Annotated in this window: 33 protein-coding genes; 1 reads left to right on the plus strand and 32 read right to left on the minus strand. The window is 54.7% G+C overall.

Going from position 1 to position 23,606, the window contains the following annotated elements; genetic code table 11:
• Positions 1 to 19: 19 nt before the first annotated feature.
• The 25 genes from NF683_RS17475 to NF683_RS17590 all read right to left on the minus strand — a co-directional run bounded on the left by NF683_RS17475 (position 20) and on the right by NF683_RS17590 (position 18,259).
• Positions 20 to 619, minus strand: coding sequence for a hypothetical protein (locus NF683_RS17475; protein WP_253920536.1), 600 nt, complete (start codon positions 617 to 619; stop codon positions 20 to 22).
• Positions 620 to 665: 46 nt separating this feature from the next.
• Positions 666 to 2,060, minus strand: a complete 1,395-nt coding sequence (locus NF683_RS17480) for a hypothetical protein (RefSeq protein WP_253920537.1) — start codon at positions 2,058 to 2,060, stop codon at positions 666 to 668.
• Between the two features lie 150 nt (positions 2,061 to 2,210).
• Positions 2,211 to 3,104 carry a Rha family transcriptional regulator gene (locus NF683_RS17485; RefSeq protein ID WP_253920538.1) on the minus strand — a complete coding sequence of 298 codons (894 nt, stop codon included), beginning with the start codon at positions 3,102 to 3,104 and terminating at the stop codon, positions 2,211 to 2,213.
• 522 nt (positions 3,105 to 3,626) lie between these two features.
• The gene (locus NF683_RS17490) at positions 3,627 to 4,064 is read right to left on the minus strand and encodes a type II toxin-antitoxin system death-on-curing family toxin (RefSeq protein WP_275050921.1); all 438 of its coding nucleotides are present in this window, start codon (positions 4,062 to 4,064) and stop codon (positions 3,627 to 3,629) included.
• A 5-nt stretch (positions 4,065 to 4,069) separates the two neighbouring features.
• On the minus strand, positions 4,070 to 4,237 hold the full coding sequence (locus tag NF683_RS17495) for a hypothetical protein (protein ID WP_253920541.1): 168 nt from the start codon (positions 4,235 to 4,237) through the stop codon (positions 4,070 to 4,072).
• Positions 4,238 to 4,254: 17 nt separating this feature from the next.
• Positions 4,255 to 4,548, minus strand: a complete 294-nt coding sequence (locus NF683_RS17500; RefSeq protein WP_253920542.1) for a hypothetical protein — start codon at positions 4,546 to 4,548, stop codon at positions 4,255 to 4,257.
• A 301-nt stretch (positions 4,549 to 4,849) separates the two neighbouring features.
• Positions 4,850 to 5,398 (minus strand): DUF1799 domain-containing protein, encoded by a 549-nt coding sequence (locus NF683_RS17505; RefSeq protein WP_253920543.1) that lies wholly within the window; start codon positions 5,396 to 5,398, stop codon positions 4,850 to 4,852.
• Positions 5,350 to 5,688: a hypothetical protein gene (locus tag NF683_RS17510; RefSeq protein WP_253920544.1), complete on the minus strand. Its 339-nt coding sequence runs from the start codon at positions 5,686 to 5,688 to the stop codon at positions 5,350 to 5,352. Before NF683_RS17510 ends, NF683_RS17505 begins: the two co-directional genes overlap by 49 nt.
• 99 nt (positions 5,689 to 5,787) lie before the next feature.
• The gene (locus tag NF683_RS17515) at positions 5,788 to 6,729 is read right to left on the minus strand and encodes a phage tail tube protein (protein WP_253920545.1); all 942 of its coding nucleotides are present in this window, start codon (positions 6,727 to 6,729) and stop codon (positions 5,788 to 5,790) included.
• Positions 6,722 to 6,904, minus strand: a complete 183-nt coding sequence (locus NF683_RS17520) for a hypothetical protein (RefSeq protein WP_249018063.1) — start codon at positions 6,902 to 6,904, stop codon at positions 6,722 to 6,724. The genes NF683_RS17515 and NF683_RS17520 overlap by 8 nt, the downstream gene beginning before the upstream one ends.
• A gap of 59 nt (positions 6,905 to 6,963) precedes the next feature.
• A complete protein-coding gene (locus tag NF683_RS17525; protein ID WP_253920546.1) occupies positions 6,964 to 7,359 on the minus strand; it encodes a phage tail terminator protein in 396 nt (131 codons plus the stop codon).
• Entirely contained in the window at positions 7,356 to 7,958 is a 603-nt protein-coding gene (locus NF683_RS17530) for a phage tail protein (RefSeq protein ID WP_253920547.1), read from the minus strand. The genes NF683_RS17525 and NF683_RS17530 overlap by 4 nt, the downstream gene beginning before the upstream one ends.
• A 12-nt stretch (positions 7,959 to 7,970) precedes the next feature.
• Positions 7,971 to 8,270, minus strand: coding sequence for a head-tail joining protein (locus NF683_RS17535; protein ID WP_253920548.1), 300 nt, complete (start codon positions 8,268 to 8,270; stop codon positions 7,971 to 7,973).
• Positions 8,270 to 8,548, minus strand: a complete 279-nt coding sequence (locus NF683_RS17540; RefSeq protein WP_253920550.1) for a hypothetical protein — start codon at positions 8,546 to 8,548, stop codon at positions 8,270 to 8,272. The genes NF683_RS17535 and NF683_RS17540 overlap by 1 nt, the downstream gene beginning before the upstream one ends.
• A 67-nt stretch (positions 8,549 to 8,615) precedes the next feature.
• Positions 8,616 to 9,647 carry a major capsid protein gene (locus tag NF683_RS17545; protein WP_253920551.1) on the minus strand — a complete coding sequence of 344 codons (1,032 nt, stop codon included), beginning with the start codon at positions 9,645 to 9,647 and terminating at the stop codon, positions 8,616 to 8,618.
• 57 nt (positions 9,648 to 9,704) lie between these two features.
• Positions 9,705 to 10,058 (minus strand): head decoration protein, encoded by a 354-nt coding sequence (locus tag NF683_RS17550; RefSeq protein ID WP_253920553.1) that lies wholly within the window; start codon positions 10,056 to 10,058, stop codon positions 9,705 to 9,707.
• 60 nt (positions 10,059 to 10,118) lie between these two features.
• A complete protein-coding gene (locus tag NF683_RS17555) occupies positions 10,119 to 11,357 on the minus strand; it encodes a S49 family peptidase (RefSeq protein ID WP_253920554.1) in 1,239 nt (412 codons plus the stop codon).
• Between the two features lie 15 nt (positions 11,358 to 11,372).
• A complete protein-coding gene (locus NF683_RS17560) occupies positions 11,373 to 13,007 on the minus strand; it encodes a phage portal protein (RefSeq protein WP_253920555.1) in 1,635 nt (544 codons plus the stop codon).
• 2 nt (positions 13,008 to 13,009) lie between these two features.
• Positions 13,010 to 13,231, minus strand: a complete 222-nt coding sequence (locus tag NF683_RS17565; protein WP_253920556.1) for a hypothetical protein — start codon at positions 13,229 to 13,231, stop codon at positions 13,010 to 13,012.
• The gene (locus NF683_RS17570) at positions 13,228 to 15,153 is read right to left on the minus strand and encodes a terminase gpA endonuclease subunit (protein WP_342760363.1); all 1,926 of its coding nucleotides are present in this window, start codon (positions 15,151 to 15,153) and stop codon (positions 13,228 to 13,230) included. Before NF683_RS17570 ends, NF683_RS17565 begins: the two co-directional genes overlap by 4 nt.
• The gene (locus NF683_RS17575) at positions 15,119 to 15,667 is read right to left on the minus strand and encodes a terminase small subunit (RefSeq protein WP_253920558.1); all 549 of its coding nucleotides are present in this window, start codon (positions 15,665 to 15,667) and stop codon (positions 15,119 to 15,121) included. Before NF683_RS17575 ends, NF683_RS17570 begins: the two co-directional genes overlap by 35 nt.
• A gap of 139 nt (positions 15,668 to 15,806) precedes the next feature.
• Positions 15,807 to 16,751 (minus strand): HNH endonuclease, encoded by a 945-nt coding sequence (locus NF683_RS21455; protein WP_456362350.1) that lies wholly within the window; start codon positions 16,749 to 16,751, stop codon positions 15,807 to 15,809.
• 159 nt (positions 16,752 to 16,910) lie between these two features.
• On the minus strand, positions 16,911 to 17,333 hold the full coding sequence (locus NF683_RS17580; RefSeq protein ID WP_253920560.1) for a hypothetical protein: 423 nt from the start codon (positions 17,331 to 17,333) through the stop codon (positions 16,911 to 16,913).
• Positions 17,330 to 17,680 carry a phage holin, lambda family gene (locus NF683_RS17585; RefSeq protein WP_120387256.1) on the minus strand — a complete coding sequence of 117 codons (351 nt, stop codon included), beginning with the start codon at positions 17,678 to 17,680 and terminating at the stop codon, positions 17,330 to 17,332. The genes NF683_RS17580 and NF683_RS17585 overlap by 4 nt, the downstream gene beginning before the upstream one ends.
• 27 nt (positions 17,681 to 17,707) lie before the next feature.
• Positions 17,708 to 18,259 (minus strand): glycoside hydrolase family 24 protein, encoded by a 552-nt coding sequence (locus tag NF683_RS17590; protein WP_253920561.1) that lies wholly within the window; start codon positions 18,257 to 18,259, stop codon positions 17,708 to 17,710.
• 52 nt (positions 18,260 to 18,311) lie between these two features.
• On the opposite strand from NF683_RS17590, the gene NF683_RS17595 reads away from it, so the two are divergent.
• Complete coding sequence (locus tag NF683_RS17595; RefSeq protein ID WP_253920563.1) at positions 18,312 to 18,599, plus strand: hypothetical protein; 288 nt, start codon at positions 18,312 to 18,314, stop codon at positions 18,597 to 18,599.
• Between the two features lie 17 nt (positions 18,600 to 18,616).
• Here the strand turns inward: NF683_RS17595 and NF683_RS17600 are convergent, their stop codons facing one another.
• The 7 genes from NF683_RS17600 to NF683_RS21315 all read right to left on the minus strand — a co-directional run bounded on the left by NF683_RS17600 (position 18,617) and on the right by NF683_RS21315 (position 23,454).
• Positions 18,617 to 20,674: a DEAD/DEAH box helicase gene (locus NF683_RS17600; protein WP_253920564.1), complete on the minus strand. Its 2,058-nt coding sequence runs from the start codon at positions 20,672 to 20,674 to the stop codon at positions 18,617 to 18,619.
• A gap of 11 nt (positions 20,675 to 20,685) precedes the next feature.
• On the minus strand, positions 20,686 to 21,264 hold the full coding sequence (locus NF683_RS17605) for an Aca2/YdiL-like domain-containing protein (RefSeq protein WP_253920565.1): 579 nt from the start codon (positions 21,262 to 21,264) through the stop codon (positions 20,686 to 20,688).
• On the minus strand, positions 21,261 to 21,728 hold the full coding sequence (locus tag NF683_RS17610) for an AcrIF11 family anti-CRISPR ADP-ribosyltransferase (protein WP_253920566.1): 468 nt from the start codon (positions 21,726 to 21,728) through the stop codon (positions 21,261 to 21,263). Before NF683_RS17610 ends, NF683_RS17605 begins: the two co-directional genes overlap by 4 nt.
• Positions 21,729 to 21,817: 89 nt before the next feature.
• Entirely contained in the window at positions 21,818 to 22,432 is a 615-nt protein-coding gene (locus tag NF683_RS17615) for a hypothetical protein (protein ID WP_253920567.1), read from the minus strand.
• Positions 22,433 to 22,512: 80 nt separating this feature from the next.
• The gene (locus NF683_RS17620) at positions 22,513 to 23,022 is read right to left on the minus strand and encodes a VRR-NUC domain-containing protein (protein WP_253920568.1); all 510 of its coding nucleotides are present in this window, start codon (positions 23,020 to 23,022) and stop codon (positions 22,513 to 22,515) included.
• Positions 23,019 to 23,333, minus strand: coding sequence for a hypothetical protein (locus tag NF683_RS17625; RefSeq protein WP_253920569.1), 315 nt, complete (start codon positions 23,331 to 23,333; stop codon positions 23,019 to 23,021). Before NF683_RS17625 ends, NF683_RS17620 begins: the two co-directional genes overlap by 4 nt.
• The gene (locus tag NF683_RS21315; protein WP_275050922.1) at positions 23,326 to 23,454 is read right to left on the minus strand and encodes a hypothetical protein; all 129 of its coding nucleotides are present in this window, start codon (positions 23,452 to 23,454) and stop codon (positions 23,326 to 23,328) included. Before NF683_RS21315 ends, NF683_RS17625 begins: the two co-directional genes overlap by 8 nt.
• Between the last annotated feature and the right edge of the window lie 152 nt (positions 23,455 to 23,606).

Raw genomic sequence — 23,606 nt, forward strand, 5'->3', positions numbered from 1 at the left:
GTTTTATGATCTTTAGTTATTACGTTTCAAATTTTATATGCAAAGGACCTGGCTCCATTTGGATAGCGTAAGCTTGCCTAACACTTTCAGAATTCAAGAATTCTATGATGTTCTTGCCCTTCACTACAGATTTTGCGGCACTCAATTCTGTCAGCACTGGCTTTTTATTGATGCTGATTAGAACAAACCCTTCTTTTATCAAGCCCGAAAGTGGTGAGGCCCTATGTACACTTATAACCTTCAGCCCTTTATAACCGCTTTCAGTATTGGAGGGCTCGACTTCTCCTTCAACTGCGTCAGAGTATTGACCCAGATCTGGTTTGGGCTCACCAAAATCAACACCCGCCATCTGATCGCACGAGTTTTGGTAGATGCTATTGATCATGCTGAAGATCGCGGCGAGCATTGCGGCGCTCACCGCCTGACCAATCGCAATTGCCCAAATGAATACGTTTGGCTCTCTAGCCGTTTCCATCCGGCCAAAGCTGTTTGGGCGAGCCACTTCAATAAAGCCCGCCATGCTAATGGCTGCTATTCCCCCAATAATGGCAACCGCTGCCAGTATCCAAGCCAGCGCAACCCAGCCAATCCAGCGCTCTCTATCAGGCATTTTATTCATCCCATCATCCTTTTACTTAAGCCAAAAATTCTCAATTTAAGGTTTGTCACTTAACACCTAGCATGTCGAGAATGCGACGCATGATACCTTGCTTTTCTGGAACGATATTGCTTGTGGCTTCCTCCTCCTTCACCAAGCGTGTCGTTTCTACGCCTCCTTCATCAGCGGATGGCTCAACGGGCTTGCTCTCTGGCTTACGGGCTAACAAGGCAATCGCTTTTCGTAGATCGTCTAATCTCATGTATTCATGCGGGTTAAGTAGCTCACCTGTAACGGGGCTGACGATCTCGCCCACCATGCGGTCTACCATAAACATTTTCATGCCCATGCTCTCTAGGCACATCCCTTTAAGGACGATCCTGCCACCTTTGGACGATACTCGCTCTATTTGAACATGCCGATCTTTGGGCTTTTGGTCTCTCTCCCCTTGGTACTTAAATCGCACCTCAACAGGCTTTTCAAAATCGCTTGAAGCCCATTCAGACTCGCCTTTTGAAGGGCTCTGGGCATTGACTAGGGGCACTGGCTTTTCTGGTTTAGGGGTGTCAGTCGGCTTAATTGGCGGCGGTGTAATTTCAACCTTTAGGGTTGGAGTTGATTTGCCGTACCCCGACCACTCATCGTCGTCATACGAACTATGACTGCTTACTTTTTCTGACTGTTTTATCTCTTTGATCGCCGCCGCACCAGGTGCACCGCCGTTACTCTTTACTATGTCCGCTAGCCAAGGCCATTCATAAGCAGGCCATTCCCTCATTAGCTCTTGCCATGCGTTGTATTGGTAGTAATAAGGGTGGCCTTGGATGGCGACAGCTAACTCAGAAATCATCCCAGAAACAACTGTTTTTAAGGCGGGCAATAGTTTTTCGCTTGGTACGAACTCATAGCCGGGTGGCAACTTTTCAGGATGCTCAACTGCAAAGGCGGCTAAGTCTTTCGCTAGTTCCGCCTTTCTGCCTTTTGGCTCTAGCCCATTTTCTGCCATCAATGCTTTTAGCTCAGTGACCTTATGGCTATGAAAAAGCAGGGACTCCCATTCCTCCTGATTACTGGGAAGACAACGCTTAATAAGATCCGCTTTTAATGCCTGGTGTGTCTGAGCTTCAGACAACGGCAACGGAATAGAGTCGATACCTGGCTGCATATCTAGCAGCTCTTCTAACGCAGAAAATTGGCCTTTGAAACAGTAAAGCTCACGAAGCACCGCCTTTGGCGCTCGGTTAAACGCGCTTTCTACCGGTTCGACCTCAAGCTCATAAGTGTATTCATCGTTAAAAAACTTCTCAAAATGTTGCTTGGCCTTTTCCATGGGCAAACCTTTCAGATCTGCCCGCATATCCTGAAGGTCTGTTTCATCTTTAACCTTGATAGGCCCCTTGGTTATCGATAGCCTTTTGGGCTTAAAACACCCCGCTTCATCCTCATAGAGTGACCAATCCATCTCCTTCCCCTTTTTATAGTTCCCTCAAGAAACCATAAACGAGCAGCAGAATGTTTTCTAATTTTTATTACCACCCACGGGCTATGCCTGGGCAGCATTGGCCCAGTCATTTAACGGCCCGCGTGGCGGGCCTTGTAGGTTACTTGATGGTTACCGCGCCAGCGTGCTCTGCATGCAGTTGGTCGTTTTCGCCAGCGATGCTACCAAGCTTTCTAAGTGCGCCAGCTTTTCTTGAGCACCGCGTTTGTTGATGCCGTTCATAGAGCAGAGGTGCGTAAGCGCTTTAAGCTCTTCCTGCACATTGGCGATGCTGTTCACCCGAATGGTGGTACCAGTGCGGGAGGCTTCAGCCAGTTGCTTTAGCAGGCGACGAATATCCGAGTGATACTCCGCATCCATGCCCACTAGTTGATGTTCTTGCCAATCTTGCCACTTCCGCGCTAGCGGGTAGTCGATGGTTTCCGCTACGGGCGCGGGCAGTGTTTGCTTGCCTAGGTAGTCGCCTTCTAGCGCCATGCGGTGAACGTACTCGACCGCTTCGGGTAATTGCTCGGGGCTTAGCTCGTCGATGTGGTCGACGTTGAATCGGTGGTGCACCAGGCAGTAGGCAGCGCTGTGCATTAAGCCACGCTTTGTAGTGAGCATGGTCACTGCAGCGCGTAGGCCTGCACGCTCGTCAGGTGTGGCGGTGCGACTTAGCTTCTGCGCCATCCAGTTAAAGGCATTAATATAGGCTTCTTTAATTTGCGCGGCTTTCTGGCCAGTGAAGCCCATCACTAAAAACATAAAGCCATCTTTATCCATTTCGACCACCTTGGATCGGCGCTTAACGGCTCCTGCCTGAATGGTTTCTTCGTGAGCGCAAAAATGCGCTGACGCAAATTCTAGGCTGCAATCAAGGTTATCGATCTTGCGAAGCACGTCGCGATGGTTCTTTCCAAAAGCGGATGCAACCTTTAGCGAAGTGGTACGCAAAGCACCCTGAACAGACTTGATGAAGTCTTCAGGATGGGTAGTAATCTGGGTAGTGGTAGTAGCTGTCATGACTTAGACCCTCGCTCTTAATTGAGAATCCGCCACCACTCCGACCAAAAAGATGGAGGCGGACTGCGCAGGGTTGGTCGACCGGAGAGCAAGGAGCCCGGCACACCCGAAGGTGTCCCCACGCAGCCCGCCATAACAGGCATAAAAAAAGCGCTGATATAAGCGCTCTTTGCTGCGCCTTACTCTATTCGGGCGACCAAACCCGAGCCACTGATTTTGCAGCGGCAAGGGAATGGTGGCCCAACTCGGCGCAGGCGTCAAGCTACGGTATATAGGATACCCGTTTTTATGGCGGTTACATCCCGCCCGATTGGCCTGTTTGCATTTACAGTGCATGGTTTGCCTCTCCTATTTTGAGTGCCGCGTAGTGCGGTAGGAGAAGATTCGCATGCCCGTGGCAGATCGCCCGGGTCGCTAGAACCCCTTTAAGAGCACTCTCGGTGACTATTGGTGAATTAATTTCCTAAGTATAAATGCACCGCATGCGGTGCAGTAGGCACAAAAAACCCCGCGGTGGCGGGGTTAGTTGTTCAATGTAGAAGTGTCAAACTCTCTTGCCCAATAATAGAGCCAGTCCGAAAACTCTTCCATCGAATATTCTTTTGTGGCAATGCCTAGGTACATGGTGACCGAATCATCTTCTGGAGCAGTAAGCTCCCAGCCATTCAAAGCAAGAAAATCATATACACAACCAGCAGCAGTGCGCTTATTTGCATTATTAAAACAATGATTTTGAACTAAAGCTTCGCCCAGAACAGCCGCTAGCGTGAAAACGTCATCATCTTGGCTGTAAAAACTGTGCTGGGCGGGTCTGCATTGGGCGCTTTCAAGGCCCGAAGGGTTGAGGATGCCAAAATGCTCATCTGGCGTAAGCTCAAGCATCCTCTTGTTCATGCTTATGATGTCGCAAACTGGAAGGTATCGAATGCCAAGGTGCTTAGTGTCTCCACATCCCTCCATCAAAATTAGACCTTAGCGAGTTTGCGATAAGCCTGCTCATAACGAGAGAATGACATTTCACGCACTTTGGCTAGCTGCTCTTCATGATCACCAATGCACGGGCGCGCCTTCACGCGCTCACCTTCCTTGCGTGCAGGAATGATCAGGCGTTCTTGTTTCAACAGTGCAGACATGGTGACCTCCAAATTTCTTATCTATCTGACAATAAAAAACCCTGACGAGCTCGCCAAGGACATTCAGATGATTTATTAAGCGTACGCGTCAGGTGCCAATTAATCAACTGTTTGTTGAACTGTAGAACTTCTACCTGCGGTTGATAGCCCCAAATAGCCGCAATAGTCTTTACGCTCCTCCGCAGCTTCACGGCGAATTCCAACAGAGCGTGTGCCAACGCAGCACCTGCAGCTATTACCGCCGCTACTCCCAATAATAGACCGCCTACAGCCAATAACATTCCAGCTCGATCTGCGCCTTTCTCAGACATGCGACCTCCTACGCGCAGTCGCGTTTTTCCGCCACTGCGCCTATAATTAGCCATACATCGTCTCCATGCTGTTTCATGGGGAATTGATCAGAACCCTCGCCGAGTTGCCCCTCGAGCGGGGGTTTGTTTTTTTCTCTATCTTAGCGGGATGAGCAAAGCCACCCCATAAACCAAATCCATTACCTGCAGCACTTTAGCCAACCCATCGCCCGCGTTGGGTATAAAGCACTTTAGGAATAGTCATTTAACCTACAGCCGCGTTTACCCTTGAGCAGATTAAACCTTGTAAAAATCACCCTTGCTACGCCACAAACGCCCCATCCCCATATCCAGCGGGCAGGCCTTGCACGTTCATTAGCTCTTGCACGTTAATACGCTGTTGGTGCACCAACTGGTATTGCTGCTCTACACATTGCTCTATGTACTGTGTGGCCTGCTTGCGCTCTTCATCCTCTTGGTTAGCGTGATTGTTTTGCTCGTTCAACGCAGATACCGCGCCAGCTTCGATGTGCTGAATCTGAGCCAGCAATTTCTCCTGCTCGTCATAATCCAGCCGGGCATATTTCGGGTGTCCATAGAGGGCGGCGTAATCCAGCCCTTGGTGTTGGGCCCCAGCTATGCCCGCGATGATGCGCCATTGGGTGCGTAGCGCCAGAAACAGTTCGAGCGCGGGCCAGTGCTCGCGCCAGATGGCATAGGTGGTCGGCGTGTCATCTACGGGGGCGGCAATGCCGAGCACTGCCGCATCCGCCGCCCGGGCATCTTCTACCCGGTCACCAGCCCAGAACCGGCCCGCGCCGGTTAGTTTTTTGCGGCGGCCTGCGTGCGACCTTCTTGCGCAGCGAACCACGAGAGAACCAGCGGGCGTCGAACATAGGTGATCTGCATCAGCTGCTCGACCAGCTCTTTGGTGTGTTCGACCAGATTACCATCTTCGTCTTTGATGCCGTCCAGCTTGACCAGATCGCCCAGTAGATCTTCATCGCCTTTGTCGCCCTTCTGTTGCTGCTCCATGATTTCTCTGTAGTCGTCCCACGAATGAAGCTTCCAGGTGGCTTTGATGGTGCTGGGCTTGTCGGCACCTGGCACTTGAACGGGTACATCAACGGTAACGGTCGGGGTTTTAGCGAGTACGAACATGGTGGTATCCCTGTGTGATGGGTGCTACTAAGCTAATGGGTAGTTAATAAAACGCCCGCACCGGTGATCGGTGCAGGCGTGGATGGTGAACGCTGAGAGTTATTCGAACGTCAGCGTGAAGTCGTCGTCCTGGCCATCAGTGGGCACGAAGCGCAAGCTCAGGTCGTAGTGCATGATGCCCTGGTTGTCCGTGGGCGAAATGCTGGCGAGCTGGCACCGCTGGGAGGCGATCTTGACGATGTTGCCCGGCGTGGCACCGTGGGTAAGGCTGATCGGTACCAGGGTGACGCCGTTATGGCTTTCTACCTTGGCGAAGTAATCCACTGTGGCGATGTCCGGCGCTTCGATGTTGGTGGAGCCTGTTACCGCGCGGTCGGTGATGTGTACCGATTCGCAGTTGATCAGGTTGCGGTGTTCCACCTGGTTACCGAGGTCCATTGAGAGTGAAGACATACAGGCAGCGTGACTGTCGATGGTGGCCACGGTGTTCTGCTTGTTGATCGGCAGTTCTTTGGCCTGCACTGCCTGAGTGGCCAGCGATGCATCAGCGCCTGCAGCGGTTTTTTCGTAAAGGCCAGTGAGATTGAACTGGATGTACGGTAGCGCACCAGAATCCTTCGAGATTGTCAGGGTGCCACGGGAGCCGGTGATGCGCTGGGTCTGACCGTCCTCTACCCACCAGAGAGTGGCGGATTCATGGCCGTCAGACACCGGCTGATAGGTCACCGAGGTGGGGTCCGTGGTTTCGGAAAGCCCGCACGCGCGCAACAGCATGCCGTATGCCGGTGCCGTGCCTGCCGTGCCCTGACCTGCCAGTGGTACACGGACCTGCCGTTCCACGTAGGGGCCAGTGTTGACCTGTTCAAACGAGCCGAGACCATCGCGCATGCGTTCACGATCAACGGTGTTGCCCGCGTAGGGGTTGCCTCCATCGAGCATCACCACTTCAAGAATGATGGCACCGGACATATCCACCGGTGCTACGCCATACACGTCTTCAATCTGCGCGACGACATAGCGTTTCCGCCATTTCTTAGCCATTGTCGGCCTCCTTCACTTTGCCGGTTTTCTGGGGTTTCTCCGGCGTAGCCGGGGCTTGGGTAGACTCAGATGCCGGTGCTGCCGCTGGTTTCTCGGCAGCCGCGCCGGGTTTTGTCCGATGAACCAGCTCTGCTTTGCCGTTACGCATGACGTAACTGCCGCCTTGTCGGGCCATGGCTTCTTTCCTCCAGGAATAAAAAACCCGCTCAAGGCGGGTGGTGGGGTTTGGGGTGGTTAGCGCAGCCAGGTGTCGATCGTCCAGAACTCTCGCCACCAGATCAGCTCGCCGCGAATGTCGTTGGTTTCGCCGCCCCTGTACTGCATGGGGTTGTGCTCTTCATTGAACATTGCCCCCATGAGCGCTTCACGCAGGGCCTGACGCTGCGGGCGGAACTGGTCGCGCTTACACACCAGCCAGAGGCCATATGTAACGCGCAACGGCTGCACCGGGCGCAACGTATCGGAATCGGCCTTGGCGTCATCCTTGGCGAGATACACCAGCACGGCGGGCGTTTGTGTGTCGAAGTTGTCCAGCGGTTCGGCGAACCAGGCTTCATCGACCAGCGCCAGCCCTGGGCATTCGTCCGTGATGCGCTGAATCAGCGCTGCAATGATGTCGGGGTCTGTCATACCAGCCCTGCCTTCTTATTGAGGATGTAGTTCAGGCGGTCGTTAAACTGCTGGGGTAGGTCCTCGCGCACTAGGTTTTGCGCGGCGTCCATTACCTGCTGATTGTCGACCATTTCAGGGATTGAGGGGCCAAAGCGCATTTCTGGGATACTTTGGTTATCGCTGCGCGTTTTGCGGCGAAAGATGTGGTTCTTTGCTAACCAGCCGCCTTTAACTAGCTTGCGGCCTTCGCCTTTACGCACCTGAACCGTAACGCCACGGCGGCGGACCATGCTGCCCTTTCGCGGCCCGCTTTTTACACGGCGCTTCGGGTTGACCGAGACCCAGCGCTCACGCGGCTTGAACTGCGCCAGCGGTAAGCGGCGGCCTGTATACAGCACCGTGCGGTCAATGTTGTCTCGATAACGCTCAATGGACATCCGCTTGCGAATATCGCCAGCGCTCACGGTGTAGCGTTGACGGGTCTCTTTGCTAATGCGGGTGGCCGTTTTGCGAGCCGTGGCGTTAACCGCCCATTTCAGTGCCTTTTCTACGTCTTTCGGGTCGAACTGCTTTTTCAATTCCTGCAGATCGCGCACATCAAACTGTACGTTGGGCATAGCGCTCTCCCCTCACGACACCCAGAGGCGCCTTACGTGTCCGTCATCTTCAAGGGTCTGTTGAACTGTCCAGGTTCGTGATGGCGTCACAATCTGGTCACCTTGTTTGGAGCTGGGAACGTCGGCACACTGGACGCTGATCGTTGTCACGCGCATGGCCACTTGATCTTGGTCGTACACCTCATGGCTATCATCTTTGATCGCTTGCACACCATTCGCTGCAAACCCTGCCCCCTGGTAGTCAACTGCGACACCGGCGTCTGCGAAAATGTCTGGCATATCGCCCATCACTTCCTCATCAAACGCGCTCATTACTTTCTTGGCCGCTTTGTGGGCGCGGGCTTAGCTGGCGAGGCATCGCCATCCGGCTGAGCGAGCGTTTGCTGCTGTTCATCATCGCCACCTTGATCGTCGTCGCCGTCATCATCAAACAGCTCTTCCTCTGCCGCGATCACCGGTGCAATCACGCCAGAGGCCAGCAGGCGCTCTTGCTCTTCCTTATTGCGAGGCGTGAAGGGTGAGCCCTGCTTGGCGAGCACCTTTTTCCCTTCCTCGATTTGACCGCACACCACTACAAATTGCTGGGACATTGCGAATACCCCCCTTTGCTTTTAGAACAAGCCCCGCGCCACGGCGGGGTTTATCGGTTAGCGCGGATTACACCACCTTGGCGTAAACGAAAGCGTCCGGCTCATGGAAGCCGGGCAGCGGTGCAGCTTGCATCATCAGCCAGCGCACGCTGGGGTCTTTCTCAATCCAGCTTTTCGGGTAGCGGGCTACATCGAACATGCCGCCTTCGATGGCTTCCATGTCTTGAATTGCGCCGTACAGCATGCCGCAACGGCTGGTGGTAGGGCCCATGACCAGCCCACCGGCGGGAATCATCGGCTTTTCATCGCCCGCCGGGTCTAGGTACCACTCTTCGTAGGAGTAGAGATCCAGGCCGGGGTCGTTGAGATAACCCAGGTAAGTCACGCCGTCCGGCAACTCTTCCGGGCGAATCATGCCGAGATCGATGCGGCGCGTGTTCAGCTTCTTGATGACCGATTCGTTATCCAGGAAGGCGTCGGCCGCTTCGGCGCTCATTACCACTGCATTTGCGGTGCGGCCGCTGTCCTTGGCGATGCGGCGCTTGTACTTGCGCAGGTCTGCGATCGGGTCAGAGCCAGCAGCAGACCAAAGCGTTGCCTCAGTGACTTGGTGCGTCGAAGCCATCTGGTAATCGATGATGTCATCAACGCCATCGCCCACAACGTGTACTTGGCCGCTGGTGAGCGCTTGGGCGGCCATCCACTCTTCACGGCGGTTGATCTGATCGTCAAGATCTTCCATATCACGCGCCAGCTGATCGCCTGCACGCTGCAGCGGCGTACGACCAGAGTAGATGTGCTCCCCTGGCTGGCGATGGTTCAACAGCAGGCCTGCACTGGTTTCTAGCTTTGGCTTAACGTAGGGCGGCGTATAGCTGCGCATCACGCTACCTGTGCGGTCCACGACTTGGCCGGGGCGATTAGGGCGAACAAACGGCGCCATCTTGCGCTGCCCTTTCATGATGTCGATGTCGACATGCTTGGTGACGAAATTAACCGGGTTAGCGCCAAAGAAGGTGGTGCCGAGGAAGCGGCGTGCGCGCTTCATCTGCTCGACCGCCTCCAGCATCGTGCGTGGTTCAAACAGATCCATGGGCATGGGGGTTCTCCTGAAAGTGATTACCAGTGGTTTAGGGCTTAGCCCCTGGCGGCGGTATTAGCGAACGAAAAGAGAGAGCGAGCGCAGCGCTTTACGCACCGACGTAATAGTGTGACCAGTGCCTAACGTGAGTTTTTCGCCGCGCACGTCGCCACAAATAAGGGCTTCGGCTTCTACGTCACCATCGGTGGCGTCGACAGGCTCCCAAAGAATGACGCTAGGAGTTTGGCTGCCATCCTCAGCGGCAGATGCTGAGAGGATGTATTTCTCATCGGCGGTCACTTCACCCATCACAGCGCCAGCGGGCTGAACTTGGCCAGACGCAACGGTGATGGTCATAAAACGGCGCGGAAAATCGCCCGCGAGCAGCGCAGCAGCTTCGGGGTGTGGTGTAGTGGTCATTCCAGACATGACGAAAACCTCGTATATGGTTTATGGCGTAGTGATCTGACAAGCTCGGGCTGGGTGGTGCTAACCGTTCTTCCAGCGTGCGGTGATGGCATTCACGCCTTGGGCACGCTCTGAAGCTTCGGTGTCATCTTTAGGCGGTGTAGCGGTGGGTGCGCCTTGACCGTCGGCCTGTAGGGTCTGTAGGTTAATCCCGCGATCCTGAGCGGCCTTGAAGAGCGCTAGACCGGTGGCCTCAACGCTTGCGCCTTCATCAATGGCAGTGGCCACTTCTTTCTCAAACCCTGCCGAGGCGAGACCCATAATGCCTTTACATCGAGCACGCTCAGCTTCGGCCGCCTCCGCTCGGATTTTGTCGGTATCGACCGCTTCCGGCTCGGCAATCTGAATGGTTTTAGGATCGGTACCCGCCTCAATGGCGGCCTGTAGTTCTGCCGTGGTTTTAACGGTCGTCATCTTGACGCTCCTTTGTGTGCTGAAAGATGAAGTTGACGAGCCTGCCAGTTCGGCAATCAGGCCCTCTAGTGAGCCGAGGCGGTCGGCCATTCCGGCCTCCACGGCGAGTGCACCAGTGGCGATGCCGCCCTGGCGGAAACGGTCGTTCACTTCTTCGCGAGGGATGCCGCGGTTGCGGGCAACCTTGTCGAGGAAAACGTTTGCCAGTTCGTCGGTGCGTGTTTGAAGCTGGGCACGGCCTTGCTCTGTTTCTAAGTCGGGGCGCTTGTTGGGGGCATTGCTGGAGACGATCTCGTAGGTTTTCTCGCCCGTTTTGTCGTCCCGTTTGCGCAGGTTGAGCACAACGCCCACGCTGCCGAGCTGGGCTGTGTCGTCTATCACCACTTCCTCGGCTGCGCTGGCAATCCAATAAGCGGCACTGGCTCCCATGCCGCCAACATAAGCCTTAACGGGCTTCTTGCTGCGGGCCTGAAAGATCATTTCCGAGAGCTCATTAATGCCTGTGGCTTCGCCACCGGGACTATCTATATCCAGCAGCAGCGCCTTAACGCTGGGGTTATCAAGCGCTTCCTGAATATCAGTGGCGAGGCTACTGGTAGACGTGGCGCCGCTGATTTCCGTCATTAGGTTGGCATGGCGGAAGATGGGCCCTGTTACCGGGATAACGGCCACCCCGTCACGCACGGTGACATTGCGCGTGTTGTCTAGCGGGCGGCCTAGTTTTGCTTCCAGGGCCTGCACGTCGCCTTCCCGCGCGGCCACCGTCATGACGGTATCCAGTGCTTCGGCAGTGATCAGCCAGGTGTGATTGGCCGCTAGCTCAAATGCGGTACGCGGCAGTGGCATGGTGTGTCTCCTGGTCTATTCGTCAGCAGTGCTGACGGGTTCTTCGTGCACTTTTCCGCCCACGTAGATGGGCACGCCCTCTTCGCGCTTGCGCTTAATCTCTCGGGCGCGGTCGCGGTGTACGTCTTCCCAGTCTTCGCCGTGCAGCGCCATGGTTTCGATATGCTCGTTACTGGTGCCGTTAGCGATGCGCTCGGTGGCGGCCCTGGCGTCTACTTGCTCATTCAGTGAGCCAAGCGGCTCACCTATCCATAACGCTCTGGTGTAAGCGCGGCGCTGGGCGGGATCGCGATACCCTGGAAGGCTGACACGGCCACGCGCCACCAGCTCATCAATCACCAGCTCGTAGGTGGGCTGGCAAAACTGAACCGTGAGGTGGTGACGGCGCTGCTTGATGAACTTCCAGAGCTGGTTAAAGGCAGCGCGGGCAGCGGTGTAGCTTGTCGAAAAGTGCATTAGCAGCACTTCGGAAGGCATTTCCAGGGCGGCGCCAATCTCTTTAACGATGGCGACAAAGAACGGGTCAAACTGTGCGTTGGGCCGGTTCGGGTTGATCGTGACGGGTTCTGCGCCCTCTTCCAGATCCCACACGGCCCCCTCGCCTAGCGTGAGGCTGTCACCTTCGCTTGGCTGCTCGCCTGAACTGGTGACTACTGGGCGCTCTGGCTTGTTGGGGTCGTCGCTATCGTCGCTCCACATCGGCCCGCCGGCGGATATATCGGGGTCGTCGGTAGCGGTGTGTTTGATGGCCACGGTAAACATGGCACTGATCACAGCGGCGGTAAGCTCCGCTTGAGAGAAGCGTTCCAGCTTCTGCAGTGCTTCTAAAATAGGTGCCAAGTAGGGAACGCCGCGCACTTGGCCGGGACGGCCTTTCTCGTTCATGAGGTGCAGAATGCGGCGGCGGCCGGTTTGCGCCCCAAAGATGGGGTACCAGTTCCAGTCCTGCGCGGTGGTGTAGTCGCTGGGGTAGCCGCTGCAAACGCGCACATGCGTTGGTTTTCCAAGCCGATCCACGCGCACACCATCGGTTTCAGTGGGCGTATCTGTCAGCGGGTTACCAACGCGCTCTGACTCTATAAGCTGCAGCTTGGTACCAAACAGGCCACCAGGGCGCTGGTCGTCTGGCGTCATGGCGAACACGTCACCGCTAACGAGTGCGCTGATAAAGGCCAAACGTTGGAGCATGTAAAAATCTAGCCCGGCTTCCACATCGCACTCGGCGGGATCTTCTGCCCACAAGCGAAAACCGCGGGCTAACTCATCATTCAGCTTATCGGTTTCATCGTCATCGAGGCCCAGCGCCTCGCCATCCACGTTAGGCCGAACCGTTAACCCCATGCCTACCACGTTGGTTGCAGCACGGTTCACGGCGGCACGCGCCAGCATGTGATTGCGGTAAGCATCCCGGGTGCGGCTAATCAGCATTTCCCGCTCGCCTGTTGGCGTATCCTGCCGGGGGCTTCCCAATCCAGGCAGCCAGCTGAGCATTGAGCGAATCATGCGGCTTGCGCCACGGTGGCGGGTTTCGCTGCCGCTATTGGCCCGCGTGCGGCCTTGCGTGCCTGCCAAGCGTTCAAACTCCTGGCGCATCACCTCTTCACGCTTTTGCTCTGCGGCGTTGCCTTTGGAGCGGCCAAATAGCTTCATGATTAAAACCCGATGTAGCGAATGCGGTTACGACCACCGGAACCGGTGGCCGCTCTCTCTTTGGCGGCTAGCCGCTCGAAGCGCTCTTCCATTTTGTAGAGCGTGGGCAGGTCTGCCCGTGTGTATTGCCGATCACCAAAGCGCCATGACTGTGAGCCGCTCAGGATCTTGTCGATAGCCGTACGCACTTTGGTGAGGCGCTCGGCATAGGTTTCCATGGTCATAAGCTGCTCTTAGTGGCCACGCGGGAGCGCTTGCGTTTGGGTCGCGGCGCCAGCGTGGCGGGGTCGTTAAGGTCTAGGCCAAAGCGCTGTTGGCAAATGCGTAGCGCGGCAAGGGCGTATACGAAACAGTCGAGCGCTTCGTTACGTCGACCGCCTGCGTCCCAGCGGTAAACACGCCGGCCCTTTTCAATCTTGGCCACTTTGATTTCAGCCGTTAGTTGCTTGATCTCGTCTTCATCACAAATGAGATCGTTAGACGGCAAATGCACACAGCCAGGCACTGCCATGCCGGGTTGGGGCTGCAACTTTAGGCGGTTGTAGATGGTTTCTTTGGCGTTGTCGGTGCCCACTTCAGTGAGGAAAACGCCCTTAGCGGTTTTCTTGCGCGGCATGTTGGCAATCGGCTTGCCGTACTTATTGGCGCCCTTGATGGGAATCACCCAATACGCCCCTTGCTGCTTACTCATGGCGTACACTTCATCGGTGTAGTGGCCGCCTGAGTCCCAGCACCAACGCATCACGGGCATCCAGTTGCCATCTGTGCGCTGGTAACCTTGGTGCAGCTTGTGAGCTACTTTGCGCTTGAGCTCGGGGCCTGCTGGATCGCCGTAGATAATCCAGCGATCTATCAGCCAACACTCTTCGTCTTTGCCCCAGCCCCAAACGCGCCCTTCGTAGCGGTCATCTTGGGTATCAATGCCACCGGTTAGCGCCACTACTCTGTCGGGCACTTGCGGGTAAACTTCGCGCCTGCCGTAAATAGCTTCCCATTCCAGCTTCTCGCCTAGCTCGTCTTCCCAGGTTTCGCCTAGCGTGGTGTTGACGAACGTTTTTAGCTTGGAGGGCGACCCTTTGGCCTTGAGGAAGTCGCGCACAATGCGCTCCCAGGTGGTAAAGGGGCTTAGCACTGTCCAGAGGTAAAACGTGATGCTGTCCGGCGTGGGGATCGGCTCATGTAATGCGCTAAACCAGTCGATGCCGTCTCGGGTCCATATCCCCGTTTCGGAGCAGACCCAAACGCCATCTTTAATGCTGTGCTCTCGGCTTTCGTCTTGCAGCTCATGCTGCTTGATCATGCAGCCATTGTGCTCACAGAGGTAGAACGCGGTTTCCGGCTTACCTTCATCCCACTTGATGCCAAAGCCTGCATCCTGCCCGCCCCACTTGAGTATTTGCTCCTCCCCGCAGTGCGGGCACGGGACGTGAAAGTTGAGCGTGTGCGGTGACTCATCCGCAGCGGCTTCGATTTGGCACTGGCCACGCACCTTAGGCGTGGAGCCGCGAATCGACTTCGGGAAGGTGGAACCTTCTAGGCGCTTATCCCCCAGCGTGGTGGGCGAACCCTCTTTCTCGATGTCTTCATCAAAGGCGGCTAGCTCGTCATAAATCACCACGTCTACCGACTTTTCACGGTAGTTACGCGCGGCTTTACCACCGTGCACGAACACTTGCTTGCCGTTCGCAAAGCGCTTGGCGCTGAGAGTGTTGTCCCGGTGTTTCATGCCATGCCAGGGCGCTAGGTCCAGCACCACCGGCACGTCTCGCACCATCGTTTCTAGGTGCGTTTTCATGAACGATTCAGCGTCAGTATCGGTAGGGCTGAACGTCAGGATGTTGCGCTTTTTGTGCTCCAGCATGTAGCCCAGAGCGGCTAGCAGCATCTTGGTGTAACCCAGGCGCGCTGACTTGACCACGTTAACGGTGCGGATCTCGTCGTTGCCCATCGCATTGAGGATGGCAATCTGAAACGGCAGCGTGGTCCAGCGTCCTTCGTGATAGCTCGATTCAGACGATAGATAGAAGTTTTTGTCTGCCCATTCCACTGCCGTCAGTGGCTCAGGCCGATACAGCGCCAATAGGCCTTGGCGTACCGAGCGCCGCCACTCTCTAAGCTGTTGTGTCGAAACTATCGCAGTAGTCATCCAGCAGCTCCGGCAACAAATTATCGAGCCCGCTGGCTTGGTTGCGGGCACGTGCTAGCTCCCGCATCAGAGTGTCTAGGTGTCGAGTCTCTAGGTCTGGGTGCTTGCGCTTCATGGTCAGTGGCAGCGTGTCGAGAATAGCGGCGATCTCTGCCGCGATTTTGGATAGGGTAAAAATTGCAAACTCACTGGGCACCACCTTCCGGGCGGCCAGTTCGTTCTTTTGCTGCTGCCCGATCCGGCGCTCTTTTGTCAGCAGGTACTCTTCTTGCTCTCGCTTCTGCTCAATGTAAGGGTCGATAACGTCATCCGGATATTCTTTGCCTTCCGCTTCCGGAACTTTGACCTGCCCAGATAGCTGGCCTCGGATATGGCGAATATAGGCCAATCTGCACTGCTCTAGGTCATACCCGCCTCGTCCCTTAGACGCAGGAAGCACGCCACTTTGCACCAATTCACGCACCCACCGGTCCGACACATCAAGATGATTTGCCACTTCAACCTGAGTAGCCACCTTTGCCCCCTTACCGGAACCGGAACCGGCCTCCCTGAAAAAATCTCATAAATAGCCGAATTCTGCGGCTATGTTCCCCCGTACTCTGCATGCGCCTGCCCAGGAGGACCCGCCGCTTTTTTGCACCAAAAATGTGCATTTAGCCATCAGGGGCAGGCCATTGATCCGATTTGCCAAGATTGCAGGATCGGCACAGAAGCTGTGTATTCTCTTTTGAGTGTTGGCCACCCTTGCTGAGAGGCCGGACATGATCCAGCTCAGGCGCAGCGTTCGCTGTGGTCCCGCGTAACACTTCAGGGGTCGGAACGTTGCATAATGCGCATTCCCAACCATCACGCTCAAAAACTTCAAAGGGATCAAATGCACCAAATGCCTTACGCCCTGCTCGCTCACTCGCTCTGCGGGCAGCCTTCGCCTTACGCTTTAATGACTGACTGGCTGCAACGGCGCACTGATCAGAGCATAGCCGCGACTTATTCCCGTACAGGCGTGAAAAAAGACAACCACACTGCTGGCAATGGATCGGCTTTCGGCGTTGGCTCTTTTTAACTTCCAGCTTTTTTGACCTAGCTCGACCAGCTTCTAAGCGGCAGGATATAGAGCACAGCTTGACGCCTCTGCGTGAGGCAAAACGCTTTCTACAATGTTCGCAATTATGAAAAGTAATTCGAGTATGCGGCCCTGCACGCAGAGGCCTATAAGCTTCAGAGCAAGATCGGCTGCAGAATGTCTCGCCTTCACCTTTAGGTCGCTTAGTGAAATAGCTTTTCTGACAGTGCTTACATTTGTAGGGACCGCGTCCCTCAGAGCTTGGCCTCGCACCATTGGCACACCGCCTACTGCAATAAAGCTTCGAGAGCGCTTCAAAAGGCCTGAGGCTAAATGTTTTCGCGCACGCGTGGCAGGACCAGTCAACACGCTTCTTTTTTCGGCCTTTGATGCCAGATGTCTTTTGCTTGTCTCGTTGTTGCCGCTGAAGGTCTCGGCACTGCTTGGAACAATAGACACGCCTGCGGCCTCTCGACGGCTGAACAAGGGTAGCGCTGCAAGCAATGCAGCACCCTACTGACTGTTCTTTGCTCATACGACTTATAGCCCCTAGCTATCGTCACCTTCGCCGCTCTGGATAATATCAGCAACCGCCGCCCGGTCCGCATTGAACCGGCGCCTTAACGCCTCATACTCAGCAAGCAGCAATAAAAGGCCACGATTGCTGTTGAGGATCAGCGCTGGCGCGGGTAGCTCACTGGTTAGGTGTGCGGGTACCGTTGGGCAGTCGCACGCCATCACCGGTACTGGGCTGCTGGAGCTCGCGCACCCAGTCAGTAATACCGCTAGGCAGATCGCTATCCAGCCATTCACGCGCTTCAGCATCTGTCTCTCCCAGTGATTGAAGCGCCGCTGTGCTGGCGCGTATGTCGTCGGCAATGATCGTTAGCGCTCGGTCACGCTCGGCCAGCGCATCGTTCAGCGTTTGGATCTGCTGGCGCTGGAACTGCTGGTGTCGGCGTAGTATCTCGGCGCGTTCATTTGCGTGCACTGCTTGCATCTCAGCGCGCTCGCGATCAGCAGTCACGCGCTGTGTGTACTGATACTGAAACACTGAGAGACCTATCAGTGCGGCTAACAGCCAGGGCGTCACACTGCCCAGCAAGCGACCGATCATTTCAGCCACCTGCCGATGATCTTCTCGTATAGCGCATCGATGCGGTCACGTACCCACTCAACACCAAGAAAGGCGATGGCAGCACCAATGGCGATGGCCATGTCTTGCGGCATCCCGAAGTAGCTAAGCAGCGGCATCAGGGCTAGCGTAAGAAATCCGCACAGCACGGCTTCCAATAAACTCTTCATGGGTCGGCCTCCCGCGTGGATGGCGCGCACCAAAGCAATCAGCATTGCCAGACCCGCCGCGTAGATCTGAGGCCACAGGCTCAGCACTACGTTTAGCAGTGCCTGCCAGTTGTTAGGGTCTCGGTTAGGCATTGCGTCAGGCTCTTTGATTAAGTGCATGTTGGCCACCTCAGTAGCCGTTGAGTGTTAAGCGCTTCGGCGCTTCAGCATCGCGCGCTCATACCATGTCTGATCTGCATCACACAGCACCCCTTTGGAGCGCTTGAACTCAAGCAGCAAACGCTCTAGTGAATATTCATGCTGGCCATAACCCGCCCCTGGCAGAGACGCCCAGATATTTCGGCAACGGTGGATGGCATCAGCAATGCGCCCTTGCTGAATCAGCGGCAGCGCCTTCTGTTCGCGCATCTGCTGAATCGCACAACGATCTTGGCTAAGAGGGCCGAAGTCAGGCAGGTTCAGCTGGTCGCGGTAATGGTTCCAATAGCGGCTAAGCTGCTGATAACGGCCTGCCGCTGTTGAGCTAAGGCCCTTGCGAATCTTTACCAGCTTGCGCGGGTGGTCACTGTAGTCATCCATTAGGATCAACTTACTGGGCAATGAGCCGACAATGACTCGGTACCCGTTATCTGTTCGCGGGTCCTTGAGCATTACCGCGCCGATCTCAGCAAAGGCAAGCACGTCAAGAAAGGCGCACACGTTGACGCCGCCCGCTTGGGCAGGAGTGATAACAGGCATGGGCAGTCACTAGATGTAAGAAAGCCCCAGTACGCGGGGCAAGGCGCGCCAGGTGGCAACGCAAGAGAATGGTGCCGGTTACGCCTCCGGCGCTGCACTGTCAGCCGCTCTGGTCTCTGACGATAGGCTGCGCTCAGTGAGTGCGCATACGTGTAACCCAGGCATCATTGATTTATTAACGGTCACTGGTTTGCCAGCACCAGCTCGGCTCTACCCGACTCCCGACACCTGCGCAGAAACGCAGAAGCCCCGCCGGGTGACCGGCAGGGCTTCATGGTGTGTGGCGGCTAGCTTCATTCATCGCCAGCCTATACAGATAGTAGATCAACCGTGTTATTAACACAACATGTAGCTATCTCAACCACCCAAAATATTTACATTAAAGGATCGTTCGGCCGAACGGATAACCTTAAGCCTATCCTCACTTATTTTGTTTTGACGATAAAGGGCTCGATGCCTTTTCATAAAGTTGCGCAGCTTACCTTCGGGCTTTTTCCCTGCTTGCAGAACACCAGCTAGCTGAGAAACGTTTTCATTAAACACTTGATCAAAATCGACTTCTAGGGAAATGCCCATGTCATTAAAGGCATCAACGATCCCCTGATCAAGGGTGCCATTTTTATACTTTTGGCGTTGATATTTCACCCAATCGGCTAACCCACTATCATTTATGGTCAAACCGTTAACCTTGGCTTCTCGCAGTTCTTGAAGCGTGCTTTCGTATCGGTAAGTTTCTACATCGAAATACACACCCACGTCTTCCAATGCCAGCCTTCGGCGCTCGGGCAGCGTGCCTGCCCTTGCCCTAGCCCTCGCATTCTTAATAAAACCCATGAAAGGCCCTGTGCTTGCCTGTTCAACAGAGTTACCCTGATCAAGATAGCGTTTTAGCTGAGCCAACTGCTCATTGAAATGGCTCTCGCTCACATCCCATACAAAACCTTCGCGGTTTAATATGTCTACCTTCTCAGCCGCCAACAAGCCTACCGAGAACTGCTTGCGCATATGTTTCACCCAGATGCCCAGCGAGCCAGTCCTTGCAGTGGGCACCAGTGCCGTTCCGAAGGTGTCACGGTACTCAATGAACTGCTCTAGCCTTTCAAAGAAGGAAGCATTCATTGACTTAATCATGCGCAAGCTAATAGAGCTAAGCAGCTTCTTGTAATCAAAATCGCCCGCCCCAACAGATGTGAAACTGACGAACCTGCCCAGCCCCTGCTCGAACTCCCACTCATTATCTAGGCGCAGTTTAATAATCTGTTTGAGCAAGTCGTCGTTTTCAGCCAGAGCGCCTAACACCTCAATGACCGGATTGAAGTCACCAAATTCATCGGAGTTTAGATCCGCTTTCGTTAGGGCCGGGATGATGACATACCCAAACTCCTTACCTGGACTCACACGCATTGCGCGGCCCGAGGTCTGAACAATGTCCTGTACCGACGTTTTAGGGGTGCAGTACATGACGGCATCAGTGGCAGGCACATCAATACCTTCCCCTAATACGCGGGCATTGGTAATAACCGCCTTAGGTTCATTACGATATGTATTAAATGCCAGCACACGTTCATCGCGAGTCTGCTCGCTCGACACATGCACCACCTTTACGCCAGGCAGGTAGCGGGCAAGATACCCAACAAACTCTCGCGACTCCTCAATAGTAGCGTGATAGGTAATGACCTTATTAAGATCGAACTCATGCATAGCCTTGCTAAGCGCCAACGCCATGGCAGACATTTTGGTCTGATCGTTAGAGTCCAGCAGACTCCCCCTCACCTCCTCATCGGTAACGGAAGCGACCAGCACGCGATAGTCGGTAACAGTTCCATCTTCGATACCCCGCCGCAACGGGTAGTTGTAAACAATCGGCCCATACTGCCCAGGATTGTCCATCGTAAAGAAGTGCTTATCTACCTTACCGCTATAATCAGCGTGGCGAGGAGTGGCAGTCACAAATAGGCGCTTACGGATCGGCAGCGCGTCATCAAGGGTGGATGAAAATTTTCCTGCAAAACTACCTGCCGTTTTGTGAGCCTCATCATAAACGGCTATATCTACCTGCTTACCGGCCTCAGCGAAAGCCTGCACGCACTCCGGTGCAGAATGATAGGTCGTCAACACTGTGACTGAGGAATGATGAGCTAGAATGCTCGCAAGATCTTCCTTATTCTCGGGATTCTCATGATCAACAATGACCGTCAACTCATTTAACCCATCCCAAAGGCGTTTTAGCTGGTTAAGCAGCATAACAGTTGGCGCTACCACCAACACCAAGTTGTGGCGCATACGCTCAACGATAAGTCTAGCCACTAGGGTTTTGCCTGACCCGCAGCACATTACGACTGTCGCTTTTCGCTCACTCTTAAATGCGTTAGCGGCCGCATCTACAGCTTCAATTTGATAGCTACGCGGTTGCATCAACACCTCAGCTAAACAATGACAATATGGCCTTTAGAATATGCTTCAGCTGCGACAGCCTGCTCTATTCGCCAGTTAATAATGCTCTTACTGGGGTGGTCTCTATGGTAATCCTCAAAGCGAGTGTAATAAGACATATCAAAGCCAGCTTGCTTAGCGGCCAGACCTTCTATATGCGCCTTAAGGCGCTTATAAATATCGACAGCTGCCCACATTTTGTCGGCAACATCGGAAGGGACCTGATACCGGCCCGACTCCCAATATTGCCAGCTACGCGCAGACACCTGCCCGATCTCTTCAGCGGCTTCCCGAATATCCAGCATTAGCAACTTCCTTAATGCCTGAAGCTCTGAGCCTCGCATTTCATCAGCGTGAACCCTGCCTGCAATGCTGGGCCTGGGTATAAGCTCTCTATCGTTTTCCATATCCTCAAGGGCATCTTGCACAGCTTGAGCTATGCCTTTTAAAGCGTCTTCCTGTGAGTCAGACAGCCACGACAGAGAGGGAAATTCTGAACACAGCCCTACAAACTGCTGATCATCTTCTGACCACGTTATTGAATAGCTGTAACGCTGGCTATCTGGCTTCACTGTGCCACCTCTTCCAGTTGTGATACACGATCTGCCATGTTGATTAAGTAGGCACGGCCTTGCTCATCATCCATGGCGACCCCTGCAAAACCCAACAACAAAGCCGCCTCGCCTGCTATACGTTGAATATCCCAAGACACCTCTGCCAGATCTTCAGGCTCAATATCACAGTCAATAGAGTGAATATCGGCACGTTGGGCGATAAGCTCTTCAGCCATATCCTCATCACAGCCAACCAACGCAACAACTTTATGAACCAAACCTGATAGCTTCTCGGCGTCTTGATGGTAAAAAAGTGACTCAGCATCAATGATCTGATTCTCATCAAGCTCAAGGGAATAAGTCACATAATTACCGGCTGTCATCACGTAAGGCGCATCAGCTGTAAAGAACAAAAACTCACCAAAACGGCCAAAAGCGTTGATTTCGATAATTGTAGAAGGGCTAGTGTGAAGAAAAGTCATTGCGGGGCTCTCTCTAAGAGTTGGGTCGAACTGATTTCGTACCCTATGCCCCAATTATAGCTTCGCAATCGCGAAGCTGTCAATGTAATTTATAGCTTTGCGAGTAATATAAGCGCTACGCGCGCTTGCTTTGCAGCGTTCTTTATAGCCATACCGTCCCCAAACAACGGCACCACATGCTTAGTTTCGATGGGCTGGCACCAGCCAGACTCATGCTTGATCGTGTCATAGCACACCAGTGTCTTACCGTGCATAACACCAGGCGAAAAACCTAAGCGCTGCGCATATGTGCAACAATCATCGGCTATCTGGTCGTAACTCCTTCCCCAAGGGCCTATAACGCGGCGATCTGTCTTAGCCGCCTGAATCAGTGCCGCCAGCAGGTTGCGCGGCGTCAAGCGGGCATAGTCTATAAACTGGCGCGCCTCTTCATGGGCAGCATGCAAGCGTATACCACGGTCATACGCAATCACTAGCGGATCAGCGGCAGCGGTACCACCACCCGGATGTTCGCCCAGTTTGGCGGTCGAGCTGAACGGCTGGTAACCCGGGTTCTCATGGGCGTACCAAGTCCGGCGCTCTACCTCCATATCAAGCACGCGGCTCACGAACACACGTGGCGCGTCGGGATGATGGTCAGCATTCGACTCTTTCGCCAGTTCACGCAACCGGCTCATAGGCATGCGCTCCAATGCCTCACGCATCACGATCCCCTTTTGCTTTTGTGCACTATCATGCTCATTTATTGCCGATATGTTCAATTCTGAGTGTTTTAATGCGCAAATCATTCGCCCTTTCTCCACTCGGTACCGCCAAAAGGTGCTTTGGTGTAATGGCTATACGAGCAGCCTGAGCACGCATAGCTGTCTAGCACCCGTTTGGCTTCTTCTAACCCCACAGCCAATACAGCGCAGTACCCTCTTCTTTCTGCCTGCGCCAGCCAATCGCGCTGACTATCTGTCAATGGGGAGGTATGCGGCGGCGACGCCTTGAACTCCATATACAGCCCATGCCACCCGCCACGCGCATCCATTACCACCAGGTCACTCACGCCGGATTTAACGCCCTGGCGCTTCATCGCCGCGCCGGTGCTCTTGCTGCGCTGGCCACCATTGGGTACGTGATAGATAACGTCGTATAACTGCCCCACCGGAGTGCCGCGCTTCTTTTCGCCCAGCAGCCAACGGATCAGAACGGCTTGCTCTTGGCCCTCCCAGTCAACAGGCCTAGCTCTAGGCTTGCCGTCTTTCTTTAGCGCGCGCGGGCGGCGTGGTTGCTGAATACGTAAGCTCACACCAAACCCCCTACAGTCCGATCAATCAAACGCTGCTGGCGCTCCCACGCTTGATAGCTCGTCATCACCTTTTCAAGCATTTCAGCGGCTTCGGCGTCATGGTCTAGCTCCGCGCGGCTTTGGATACCGCACGCCTTGCGCAGCCATCGTGTAGCGCCAGCGGCTTTAAACGTGCCGTCCGGAAACTCTCGATACTCGAGCGCATTGCGTGAGCGCCAGCGGTTATCTAGGTAGAGCCAAAAGCGCGGGTTCTGACACAGCATTGCCGCACGGCGAGCGTTGGGGCCGCCCTTCTGTGTAGCGTTATCCATCGTCTTGCTCTCCCCGCTGGTTGAGATCCCGTGTGCCCCAGCACAGTGCGGCGACTGCGCACCCGATGACGATAAGCACACCTGCAAGCACGCCGAATAGGAAGATCGTTACGCCGTCCATCGTTTGCCACCTCGCTGTGATTTGCGTAAACAGTGTTTGCACGCGGGCAATTCAGCACCGGTACCGGATTCGCGAAACTCGCTGGCCGCTTTGCGGTACTGGCACTGCGGGCATTTTCGGGGTTGGCTATTGCTCATCGGCCGCCATCTCCT

Source organism: Halomonas sp. MS1, from assembly GCF_024182575.1.
Classification (GTDB): Bacteria; Pseudomonadota; Gammaproteobacteria; order Pseudomonadales; family Halomonadaceae; genus Vreelandella.